Below are 11,948 nucleotides of genomic sequence, written 5' to 3'. Positions count from 1 at the left end.
GCATACACGATGGGCAAAACGGCATTTATATTCCCCGGTCAGGGTTCACAAGCTGTAGGTATGGCTAAAGATGCTTATGAAGCAGTTCCAGCTGCAACAGAAGTATTTCGCCAAGCGGACGAACGGTTAGGGTTCGCACTAAGCACACTGGTTTTTGAAGGGCCAGACACAGCTTTGAAGCAAACATCCAATACGCAGCCTGCACTGTTAACGGCGAGCATTGCGCTGTATGAAGCGTTCAAGGAAAAAATGGACATTCATCCCGATTATGTAGCTGGACACAGTCTAGGAGAGTACAGCGCGCTAGTTGCTTCAGGTGTCCTTGCATTTGCGGATGCGGTTGAGACTGTTCGTGCACGTGGTCAGTTTATGGAACAGGCTATTCCTGATGGACAAGGCGGTATGGCTGCTGTGTTGGGAGCTGATCGTGAAGCATTGACAGCATTGTGCCGTGATATTACGGAGTCTGGTCAACTGGTCGAACTAGCTAATATCAATTGTCCTGGACAAATTGTTGTATCTGGTACGAAGGAGGGCGTAGCTGCTGTCGCTGAACGTGTGAAGGAAGCAGGCGGCAAGCGTGCTATTACTCTGGAGGTTAGCGGTCCTTTCCACTCGTCATTGATGAAGGAAGCAGCGACCAAGCTCTCAGACAAGTTGGGGACTGTAACTTTCTCTGAAGCTCAGATTCCGGTGGTGGCTAATGTAACAGCTAAACCTGTACGTGAGGGGAGTGAAATCCGCCAACTGTTGGTGGATCAGGTCTATTCTCCGGTACTGTGGGAAGACAGTGTAGCATGGCTACTGGAACAAGGTGTTGACACTTTTGTTGAGTTTGGACCGGGAAGTGTTTTGACTGGACTGGTTAAAAAAATCGACAAAACGGTTAAGCTGTATAATATAAGTAGCCTGGAGTCGATTGCTTCTGTAACGGAAGCCTTGGAGGCCCGTTAAAAGTATAATCATTGCCTTAACGGGTTATATACTTGCAAGGGAGGACTATGATGTCTAAGCCATTAAGTGGAAAAACGGCGCTCGTTACGGGAGCGTCGCGCGGAATTGGCCGTAGTATCGCGCTGGCGCTGGCTGATGCAGGCGCTAATGTGGCGGTAAACTATGCTGGCAGTGAAGCGGCTGCGACTGAGGTAGCTGAGCAGATTCGTGCCAAAGGTGTGGAGGCTATTACAGTTCAGGCTAATGTCGGTCGCGCTGACGAAGCAGATCAGTTGATCAAGGATGTGATTGGCGCTTGGGGCAAGATTGACATCCTGGTGAATAATGCCGGCATAACAAGAGATAATTTAATCATGCGCATGAAGGAAGAGGAATTCGATCAGGTGATCGAAACGAATCTGAAGGGTGTGTTTAATTGTCTTAAGGCGGCAACACGTCCAATGATGAAACAGCGTTCTGGCCGAATTATCAATATCTCCTCCGTGGTTGGTGTCCTTGGCAACGCAGGACAAGCCAACTACGTTGCTGCTAAAGCAGGGGTGATTGGTCTTACCAAATCCTCTGCTCGAGAGCTTGCATCGAGAGGTATTACAGTGAACTGTGTAGCTCCCGGATTCATCGATACTGAGATGACACAGGTACTGGCTGATGATTTGCGTGACAATATGCTTAGCGGTATTCCGCTGGCCCGTCTTGGACGGCCTGAGGAAATTGCTGACGTGGTGCTGTTCTTGGCCTCGGATGCTTCCTCATATATGACGGGCCAGACTTTGCATGTGGATGGCGGCATGTATATGTAGTAGCATGTTGCCAATCTGCATGCCCCGATGAAGAGTTGTCAAAGAAAACTCTCTTCTATGGCATTTTAATTGTAATTTTCGTATAATACCTAAGAGGAGGTGAGCCGGATGTCCGATGTATTGGAGCGCGTAAAACGCATTGTCGTTGACCGTTTGGGAGCCGACGAAGCCGAAGTTACACTTGAAGCATCTTTTAAAGATGATTTAGGCGCTGATTCTCTCGATGTAGTTGAATTGGTAATGGAATTGGAAGATGAGTTTGATATGGAAATCTCTGATGAAGATGCAGAGAAAATTACAACTGTAGGTGAAGTTGTGAAGTACATACAATCTCATACCTAATTCATGTCATCAAAAGTCCCGTTCTGTTACAGGCGGGACTTTCTCCTAATTATACAGATTGAACTAAAGGCGGAATTGCTGCGTGTTTTTGAGTTTGGTTCAGCTTAACTTAGTCAAAGGCTGAGAAGTATGCCGCATTACTAACTTTAGTTGATTCTATATTATTTTTACGCACAAAAGTGTGCGGTCTTAAAATACAATATGCAGTAGACATAGAGGTGATTATCTTTGAAACAACGTGTTGTCATAACAGGAATGGGTGTAATCACTTCGCTGGGACAGGATTTGAACACACTATGGGATAATCTGATGGCCGGAAAATCCGGCGTCAGTGAAATCGAAGCTTTCGATACAAGTGAGTACACTACGAAAATAGCCGCTTCCATTAAAGATTTTAATCCAGAGGATTATATTGAACGTAAGGATGCGCGTAAAATGGACCGCTTTGTGCAGTTTGCGGTTGCTGCTAGTAAATTGGCGCTTGAGGACAGCGGACTTGTAATCGGAGAAAATGCGGAAGCTGAGCGTGTTGGTGTATCTGTCGGTTCCGGTATTGGCGGATTGGGAACTTGGGAAGATCAGCACAACGCACTGATTGAAAAAGGACCTAAACGCGTAAGCCCTTTCTTCATCCCGATGATGATTGCTAATATGGGTTCCGGTCAAGTGTCGATTTCGCTCGGTGCTAAAGGCCCAAATACATCACCAGTTACGGCTTGTGCCACGGGCAGTCATGCTATTGGCGATTCCTTCCGCATGATTCAGCGCGGTGACGCAGACGCCATGATTTGCGGAGGAGCTGAGGCGACTATCCGTCCGATTGGTATGGCTGGATTTTGTTCCATGCGAGCGATGTCCACGCGTAACGACGAGCCTGAAAAGGCAAGCCGCCCTTTTGATACCGAAAGAGACGGGTTTGTTATGGGCGAAGGCTCTGGTGTTCTTATTCTGGAATCGTTGGATCATGCTTTGAAGCGTGGTGCGCGTATTTACGGTGAAGTGATTGGCTACGGTCTTTCTGGCGATGCTCATCATATGACAGAGCCTGATCCAGAGGGAGCAGCACGCTGCATTAGAATGGCGATCCGTGACGCTGGATTGAATCCTGAAGAGATTGATTATATCAATGCACATGGTACGTCTACGCCAGTCGGTGATAAATCCGAAACGGAAGCAGTTAAGAAAACGCTTGGAGATCATGCCTATAAGGTAGCGATCAGCTCAACTAAGTCGATGACAGGGCATTTATTGGGTGCAGCGGGCGGCGTTGAAGCCGTGATCTGTGGTCTCGCCCTTCAGCATCAGACGATTCCGCCAACGATTAATTTGGATAATCAAGACCCGGCATGCGATCTTGATTATGTACCTAATAAGCCGAGAAAAGCGGAACTGAATGTGGTTATGTCCAATTCCTTTGGTTTTGGCGGTCACAATGCTACGGTTATTCTAAAAAAATATGAAGCATAAGGGGTCAGTTCGTTGAGTGGAGACTTGAAGCAATTACAGCAGAAACTTCATATTCAATTCAACAATCGGCAGCTTCTGAAGCAGGCCTTTACGCACGCTTCCTACGTAAACGAACATCGGTTCAGTCAGCATGCAGACAATGAGCGTCTTGAATTTTTAGGTGACGCTGTTCTGGAATTGACGGTGTCCGAGCAATTGTACAATCAGTACCCTAACCGACCCGAAGGCGAACTCACCAAGCTGCGTGCAGCTATTGTCTGTGAGCCTTCTCTGGTGAAGTTTGCTGTCGGGCTTGAGTTCGGGCAATATGTGCTGCTTGGAAAAGGTGAAGAGTTGACAGGTGGACGTACTCGTCCGGCTCTGTTGGCTGATGTATTCGAAGCGTTCGTAGGTGCGCTTTATTTGGATCAGGGTCTGGAGGCCGTCCGTTCGTTTCTGGAACATTATATTTTTCCTCAAATTGTATTAAATGGTAAACTTCAGATGAGTGATTTCAAAACAGAGCTTCAGGAACTGACACAGCATCATAACATGGGGATGCTTGAATACAAGATTGTAGAGGAGCGCGGACCAGCCCATGAGCGCGAGTTTGTAGCCGAGGTATATATGGACAGCGAACGGCTAGGGGCAGGTACGGGGCGCTCCAAAAAAGAAGCAGAGCAGCAAGCGGCGGCAGTAGCTTTAAACCGTTTGAAGCTGGCAGAATCGTAATCGGTACCTGAGCAGCCCGGACGGGTTACGCAAGCAGGGGGCACAAAGTAAGAGCAAAGGGCAGTCCGCGGGGAGTCCCGGCCCGTAATGGCGAATGGACTGCGTTTTGCTCTTTTTTCGTGGCTTGCTGGTGTAATGTGAGTGTTGGTACTGTGCTTTAAACAAGCTAGTTTATGCTACAATAGGGATAATTCATATCAATCAGGTAAACGGTGTTGTACAAGCATATTTGAAATGTTAGAGGTGAGATTGAGCATGTTTTTAAAGCGCATTGAGCTGGCGGGCTTCAAATCGTTTGCAGATAAAACGGAAATGGAATTTGTCCGCGGCATTACGGCAGTCGTCGGACCCAACGGAAGCGGAAAAAGTAATATTTCCGACGGGATTCGTTGGGTGCTGGGCGAACAGAGTGCCAAATCACTGCGTGGCGGCAAAATGGAGGACATTATTTTTGCAGGTAGTGATGCTCGTAAGGCTGTTAATTACGGTGAAGTATCGCTTACGTTGGATAATGAAGATCAGGCGTTGCCTCTGGATTTTGGTGAAGTTACGGTAACGCGACGTGTACATCGAAGTGGGGATAGTGAATATTTCATTAATCGGCAATCATGCAGACTCCGAGATATTACAGAGCTGTTTATGGATACAGGGATTGGTAAAGAAGCTTATTCCATTATTGGGCAGGGACGCATTGAAGAAATCCTAAGTACTCGATCTGAGGATCGTCGAGGTATTTTTGAGGAAGCCTCGGGTATCGTAAAATATAAATCCCGTAAAAAAGATGCGGTTCGCAAGCTGGATGAGACGGAGCAAAATTTGCTGCGTATTCACGATTTAGTTAGTGAACTGGAGGATCAGATTGGACCGCTTAAGGAGCAGTCTGAAAAGGCGATTCATTTTAAAGAGCTACGCGGTGAATTGAAATCAAAAGAAATCTCTATGTACGTCCATCAAATTGAACAAATTCATACTTCGTGGAGCGATGCGACTTCCAAATTAGCTTTGCTGCAGCAGGAGCAACTTCAGTTGTCCACGGTGGTATCCCGCCATGATGCGATGCTGGAAAGCGACCGCAACGAATTACGCCAGCTGGAAGAGCAAGTAGAACAGTTGCAAAGGGATCTGCTGCAATACAGTGAAGCGACGGAGAAAAGTGAAGGCTACGGCGAATTGCTCAAAGAGCGCACACGCAATCTGGCGGCTAATCGGGAACAACTGATCTTATCACTTAGTACAAGCGAATCACGGCATTCCGAGCGCAAGAGTGAACTGGATCAGCTGAACGAAAAGCTGTCTGCACTGAATGTAGAGCTTGACGAGTTGCGTGCGCGGCTGTCTGACGAAGAGGCCAAACTGATTGGAGTTACAGGCGGAATCAGCCAGGAGCAGGAAGAAAGTCTAAAGGGTGGTCTGCTGGAGCTGATGAATCAGATGGCGCAGGCGCGTAACGAAATCCGTTATACAGACCAACAGAAGGAAGCATTGGAACGGCGTGTGACTCGCGTAAGTGACGAATCCGGCAAATGGGAAGCCCAGAAAGTACAACTTGAACAGCGCAAAAAGGGATTGGAAGCTGCGGTTCAGAAGCTGGGGCAGGAAATCAGTAGTTTGCGTAGTGGCTATATTCAGGGAAGTGAAAAGTACCAGGCCCTGCAAAAACTTTTGGAAGAAAACCAGGGTACAGTTCGTAAATGGGAACAAAAACGTGAGGCTCAAATTTCACGGCGAGATACAATGAAGGAAATGCAGGATGACTTTGACGGCTTCATGCTTGGAGTTAAAGAGGTATTGAAGGCTGCACGAAAAGAAACCTTGCACGGTGTGCATGGAGCGGTAGCAGAGCTGATTCGGGTGCCTGAGCATTTAGAGCAGGCAATGGAAACTGCTTTGGGTGCTTCAGTTCAGCATATCGTGATGGAAAATGAATCCGTATCCAGACAGGCAATCAGTTTTCTAAAGCAACGTCAACTGGGCAGAGCGACATTTTTGCCTATGGATGTTATCCGCCCGCGTCAAATCGGCGCAGGGGAACGCCAAATTGCAGAAGGAGCTGAAGGCTTTGTCGGGATCGGTGCAGATCTTGTTCAGTATGATGATCGATATGCCGGAATTGTAGGCAGTCTTTTGGGGAATGTGGTCATTGCTCGTACGTTGGAAGACGCAAACCGTATTGCGGCTCGTTGCCAATATAGATACCGCGTTGTCACTTTGGAAGGCGATGTTGTCAATGCAGGGGGTTCCATGACTGGTGGAAGCCAGTTCAAGAAAAATGCTAATCTGCTTGGACGCAAACGTCAGTTGGATCAGTTGGATCAAGACATTGTAGATACGGAGCAGCAAATTGCAAGGTTGCGCCAGAGTGCAATAGATACCAAACGCCAGTTGGAGGAGACACAGACCCGTCTGGACGAGCTGCGTCAGGGCGGCGATGTGAAGCGCGGTGAAGAGCAACAGATGGCAATGGAACTTAAGCAACTGGAGCATGAACTTCGTCATGTTCTGGAGCAGGTCGCTGCGTCTGGTCAGGAGAAAAAGGGCTTTGATCAGGAAATCAAGGAGTTGGAAACTTCCCGGGAAGAAGCGTTGGTAAAGTTAGCTGCGCTGGAGGAAGAAGAAAAGAAAACGCATCAGGCCATTCACGCTGCTGAATTCGCCCGTAAAGCCAACGAATCTGCCAAAGAGCAGTTGCAGGGAGAGCTCACGAATCTCAAAGTAAGAGAAGGAAAGCTGGACCAGGAACGCTTTTCATTGGAAGAGCAGTTGCGCAGATTGCGTGGGGATTATGATACTCTTGGTAAGGATTCAAGACAAAACAAAACGTTGCTTGCTTCCATCGAAGCAGATTTGCTGACCAATGAGCAGGAGACCGTGAAACAGATTGAAAATCTCAATCAATACCGTTTGAAAAAGGAAGAAGCCGCACAGCAACTGGAATTCAAGCGGGCTGCACGCAGCAGCTTGTCCAAAAAGCTTGAAGTGGCTGAAAACGATACAAAAGAACAGCGAATTCAGCTCAAGTCAGTGGAGGAGTTGCTTCGTCAAACGGAAATTGGAGTAAATCGACTTGATGTGGAACTGGAAAACGTTCTGAAAAAATTAAGTGATGATTATGAACTCAGCTATGAGTTAGCCAAGCAGCGTTACCCTATACCGGAAGATATTGAAGGTACGCAGAGCGAGGTGGAAAGGCTCAAACGTGGTATTTCCGCGTTGGGTGAGGTGAACCTGGGCGCCATTGATGAATACCAGCGTGTGCATGAGCGTTATACGTTTCTTGATGAGCAAAAGTCTGATTTGGTGGAGGCCAAGACAACACTTTATCAGGTTATTCGTGAAATGGATGAAGAAATGTCCAAACGCTTTAAGACTACGTTCGATGCTATTCGGCGCGAATTTGGAACGGTATTCTCCAAGCTGTTCGGAGGCGGACGTGCTGATCTCGTGTTACTTGACCCGGAACGCTTATTGGAGACGGGAATTGACATCGTAGCTCAGCCACCGGGCAAAAAACTGCAAAATTTGCAGCTACTGTCGGGCGGTGAGCGTGCGTTAACAGCGATGGCGTTACTATTTGCCATTTTACACGTTAAACCTGTTCCATTCTGTGTACTCGATGAAGTAGAGGCTGCATTGGACGAAGCAAACGTGGTGCGTTTTGCCCAGTATTTACGAGAATTCTCGGAGCAGACACAGTTCATTGTAGTCACACACCGCAAGGGCACAATGGAAGAATCTGATGTGCTGTACGGGGTTACGATGGAGGAAGGCGGGGTTTCCAAACTCGTATCTGTCAAGCTGGACAACGATGAAGCTGAGATTGCCTGACATTAAATAACATACTTTCAGACCAACGGAGGGAATCCATGAGTTTCTTTAGGAAATTGAAGGAAAGCATTGCAAACAAAACTGAATCGGTCACAAAACAGTTCAAAGATGGATTGGAAAAAACACGTAAAGGTTTTGTTGAAAAAGTAACGGACTTGATGATTCGCCGTAAAAAGATTGATGAGGAATTTTATGAGGAACTGGAAGAAATTCTGATCGGAGCGGACGTAGGCGTCAACACGGTTATGAACCTCATTGAAGACCTGCGAGAAGAAGTGAAAAAGCGCAAAATTGAGGATGCATCCGAATTACAGCCTGTATTGTCGGAAAAGCTGTCCGAGTTGCTGCGGGGGAATGACAACAGTCAGCTCAAAATGAGTCCTGACGGAATTACAGTCATTCTATTCGTGGGAGTCAATGGCGTCGGCAAAACGACAACCATTGGCAAGTTAGCTCATCGTTTTAAACAAGAGGGCAAAAAAGTATTATTGGCTGCCGGAGATACGTTCCGGGCGGGTGCGATCGAACAGTTGGAGGTATGGGGCGAGCGGGCAGGTGTAGAGGTTATTAAGCAGCAATCCGGTTCCGATCCGGCTGCAGTTATGTTTGATGCCGTACAGGCTGCCAAGCAGCGACAAGTGGATGTTTTGTTGTGTGATACCGCAGGACGTCTTCAGAATAAAAGCAATCTGATGGAGGAACTGAACAAAATTTTCCGTGTGATTCAACGCGAAATTCCAGATGCTCCTCATGAAGTGTTGTTGGTACTTGATGCGACGACTGGACAAAATGCACTTAACCAAGCCAAGCTGTTTGGTGAGAAAAGCGGTGTAACCGGGCTGGTACTAACGAAGTTGGATGGTACAGCGAAGGGCGGGATTGTTGTGGCCATCCGTCAGGAGCTGAATTTGCCTGTTAAGCTGGTGGGCTTAGGTGAAAAAGTGAATGATCTTCAACCGTTTGATTCCGAGCAATTCGTTCATGCGTTGTTCGCGGGGTTGATTCAGGAAGAGACGGTCGAAGCAACTGCTACAGGCGAGGAAGAACAGAACTGATACGTTTAAAGTGGGCTTTCATGCTACGTTTGGGATAACTAAGTAGCCATCCTGTTGCTGTTCAAGTTTGCCCAGATGTATAATGAAAGCAAGAGGTCTGTCGATGTCGTATATGTAATGTATCTTGTATGTAAAATATAAATCAGGAAGCCGGGTGAAAAACCGATGGCAAACACCTATACCTACTCCCGACGGGAAGAAGTAGCCAACGCCATTACACATGGAATTGGAGCCGTTTTAAGCGTGGCAGCGCTTGTGTTGCTTATTGTTTTTGCTAGCATGAAAGGAACCACTTGGCATGTCGTCAGCTTTACGATTTACGGGATTACGATGCTGCTGTTGTACACCAATTCAACGTTGCTTCATAGCCTGCGTGAAGGAAAAATGAAGGATTTGTTCGAAATATTCGATCATTCTTGCATTTACCTGTTCATTGCAGGTAGCTACACCCCGTTTATGCTCGTTGCACTGCGAGGTACTCTGGGATGGACACTATTTGGAGTGATTTGGGGGATTGCACTGTTCGGTGTGTTGTTCAAGGCTTTCTTCACCAAGCGCTTCCTATTTATGTCTACCGTGTTTTACATTGTGATGGGCTGGCTCATCACCATTGCCTGGAATCCTCTGGTTGCGACTGTTCCCGCCGGAGGGATGACGTTATTGTTCGTAGGTGGCCTTATGTATACGTTGGGCACGATTTTCTATGTGTGGCGGGCATTTCCATATCACCATGCGATCTGGCATCTGTTTGTTCTGGCAGGCAGCATACTTCATTTTCTGGCTGTTCTGCTGTATCTTACTCCAGTAAGGGTTTAAGTAACAATGGGTAAAAAGTCGATCCGTACTTCCGTTTAAGGACAGTGGATCGGCTTTTTTTTGTATGACAAGGGATAACGCTTGACATCTTCTTTTCTTTTAGGTATCATAAGGAACGTTGAAAAGAACTGTAAAGTGTTTTTCCTTGACGATGGAGGTATACAAGATGAGTCAGGAGAATCGGCTGGAAAAGACAAACCGGATTAACCGACTGTTTGACTTCTATGAACCTCTGCTTACAGAGAAGCAACAGATGTTTTTAAAATATTACTTCCATGATGATTTTTCTTTAGGGGAAATTGCATCGGAATTTCAAATTAGCCGTCAGGCAGTATATGAACATATTAAACGTGCTGAACAGGTATTGGAAATGTACGAGGTAAAGCTTGGTTTGCTAAGTAAGTATGAGCGCAGAATCCAAGATCTCGATGAATTAAATAAGACGTTGTATGAGGCATTCGGTAAAATCGGTGAATCCGATGAAGGCACTCTGCAACATGTCCATCAAATTGTAAATCGCCTGCAGGAACTGTAGGACATATAGATTAAGAACAAACAACCCTGGTAGACAAGGAGGTGCGAAAGTATGGCATTTGAAGGATTATCGACTCGCTTGCAAAATGTATTCAGTAAACTGCGCGGTAAAGGAAAAGTGTCTGAGGATGATGTAGCTCAGGCGATGCGCGAAGTACGATTAGCTTTGCTTGAGGCGGACGTTAACTTCAAGGTTGTAAAGGACTTTATTGCCAAGGTAAAGGAGAAATCCGTTGGTAAGGAAGTGATGGACAGCTTTACGCCAGGCATGGTCATCATCGACATCGTGAACAAGGAACTGACCGAATTGATGGGTGGCAGTCAGGCCAAGCTTGCCAAAGCAAACAAACCGCCTACGGTCATTATGATGGTGGGTCTCCAGGGCGCAGGTAAAACGACGACATCTGGTAAACTGGCGAAATTGCTGCAAAAGCAAAATCATCGCCCATTGCTTGTAGCTGGTGATATTTATAGACCAGCCGCGATCAAGCAGCTTCAGGTTCTTGGGGAGCAGATTAATACTCCTGTATTTACTCTGGGAGATCAGACAAGCCCAGTGGAAATCGCAAAACAGGGTTTGCAGCATGCTAAGGATAATGGAAATGACTACGTTATTATAGATACTGCCGGTCGTCTTCATGTTGATGAAGAACTCATGGAAGAGTTGCGCCAGATTCATACCAACGTCAACCCGGATGAAGTTCTACTGGTTGTAGATAGCATGACGGGGCAGGACGCGGTTAACGTTGCGGAGCACTTTAATACTAGCCTAGAGTTGACGGGAGTTGTACTGACGAAGCTGGATGGCGACACTCGTGGTGGCGCAGCTTTATCGGTTAAAGCTGTAACGGGATGTCCGATCAAGTTTGCTACATTGGGTGAAAAGCTGGATGCGATGGAGCCGTTTCATCCTGAACGGATGGCTTCACGGATTTTAGGTATGGGTGACATGTTGTCCCTGATTGAAAAAGCGCAGTCCAATATCGACGCCGATAAGGCGAAGGAAATGGAACGGAAAATGCGTAATGCCGAGTTTACTTTCGAAGATTTTCTGGAGCAAATGGATCAAGTTAAGAAGCTTGGCCCAATCGACCAGATTCTTGATATGATTCCCGGTATGGGCAATATGAAGCAAATGAAAGATATCAAAGTGGATGACAAACAGATGGGCCGAATTGAGGCTATCGTTCATTCTATGACCACACAGGAGAAGCAAAACCCAGACATGATTAATCATAGCCGTCGCAAACGTATTTCTGTAGGCAGTGGAACATCACTGGCTGAGGTAAATCGTCTGATAAAGCAATTTGACGAAATGCGTCGCATGATGAAGCAGTTCTCAGATATGATGGGACCTAAGGGTGGCAAAAACAAGGCTATGAAGCAGTTAAAGAGTATGGGTAAAGGTATGAAGTTTCCTTTCCGCTAAGGCCAATAGGCCCTT

The 11,948-nt window shown here is 46.8% G+C and carries 10 protein-coding genes; all 10 read left to right on the top strand.

Translation table 11 applies throughout. The features are described from left to right. Positions 1–9 precede the first annotated feature (9 nt). The 10 genes from fabD to ffh all read left to right on the top strand — a co-directional run bounded on the left by fabD (position 10) and on the right by ffh (position 11,933). The gene (gene fabD / locus G9G53_RS11385) at positions 10–954 is read left to right on the top strand and encodes an ACP S-malonyltransferase (protein WP_165147628.1); all 945 of its coding nucleotides are present in this window, start codon (positions 10–12) and stop codon (positions 952–954) included. Positions 955–1,004: 50 nt separating this feature from the next. Then, positions 1,005–1,754 carry a 3-oxoacyl-[acyl-carrier-protein] reductase gene (fabG, locus tag G9G53_RS11380; protein WP_039274753.1) on the top strand — a complete coding sequence of 250 codons (750 nt, stop codon included), beginning with the start codon at positions 1,005–1,007 and terminating at the stop codon, positions 1,752–1,754. A gap of 108 nt (positions 1,755–1,862) precedes the next feature. Next, positions 1,863–2,096 carry an acyl carrier protein gene (locus G9G53_RS11375; RefSeq protein ID WP_007429985.1) on the top strand — a complete coding sequence of 78 codons (234 nt, stop codon included), beginning with the start codon at positions 1,863–1,865 and terminating at the stop codon, positions 2,094–2,096. Between the two features lie 228 nt (positions 2,097–2,324). After that, a complete protein-coding gene (fabF, locus tag G9G53_RS11370) occupies positions 2,325–3,563 on the top strand; it encodes a beta-ketoacyl-ACP synthase II (protein ID WP_029515005.1) in 1,239 nt (412 codons plus the stop codon). A gap of 12 nt (positions 3,564–3,575) precedes the next feature. Continuing rightward, positions 3,576–4,274 carry a ribonuclease III gene (gene rnc / locus G9G53_RS11365; RefSeq protein ID WP_029515003.1) on the top strand — a complete coding sequence of 233 codons (699 nt, stop codon included), beginning with the start codon at positions 3,576–3,578 and terminating at the stop codon, positions 4,272–4,274. 255 nt (positions 4,275–4,529) lie between these two features. Beyond that, complete coding sequence (gene smc, locus G9G53_RS11360) at positions 4,530–8,099, top strand: chromosome segregation protein SMC (protein WP_165147625.1); 3,570 nt, start codon at positions 4,530–4,532, stop codon at positions 8,097–8,099. A gap of 38 nt (positions 8,100–8,137) precedes the next feature. Further along, entirely contained in the window at positions 8,138–9,154 is a 1,017-nt protein-coding gene (ftsY, locus tag G9G53_RS11355) for a signal recognition particle-docking protein FtsY (RefSeq protein ID WP_025721714.1), read from the top strand. Positions 9,155–9,319: 165 nt separating this feature from the next. Further along, on the top strand, positions 9,320–9,970 hold the full coding sequence (gene trhA, locus G9G53_RS11350; RefSeq protein ID WP_025721713.1) for a PAQR family membrane homeostasis protein TrhA: 651 nt from the start codon (positions 9,320–9,322) through the stop codon (positions 9,968–9,970). A 166-nt stretch (positions 9,971–10,136) separates the two neighbouring features. Then, positions 10,137–10,505 carry a YlxM family DNA-binding protein gene (ylxM, locus tag G9G53_RS11345; protein WP_165147622.1) on the top strand — a complete coding sequence of 123 codons (369 nt, stop codon included), beginning with the start codon at positions 10,137–10,139 and terminating at the stop codon, positions 10,503–10,505. Positions 10,506–10,556: 51 nt separating this feature from the next. Next, entirely contained in the window at positions 10,557–11,933 is a 1,377-nt protein-coding gene (gene ffh, locus G9G53_RS11340) for a signal recognition particle protein (RefSeq protein ID WP_069011393.1), read from the top strand. Positions 11,934–11,948 lie beyond the last annotated feature (15 nt).

The sequence above is a fragment of the Paenibacillus sp. EKM206P genome (assembly GCF_011066155.1).
GTDB lineage: Bacteria > Bacillota > Bacilli > Paenibacillales > Paenibacillaceae > Paenibacillus > Paenibacillus polymyxa_D.
Note: the sequence above shows the minus strand (reverse complement) of the source record. Positions and strands in the feature narration are given on the sequence as shown.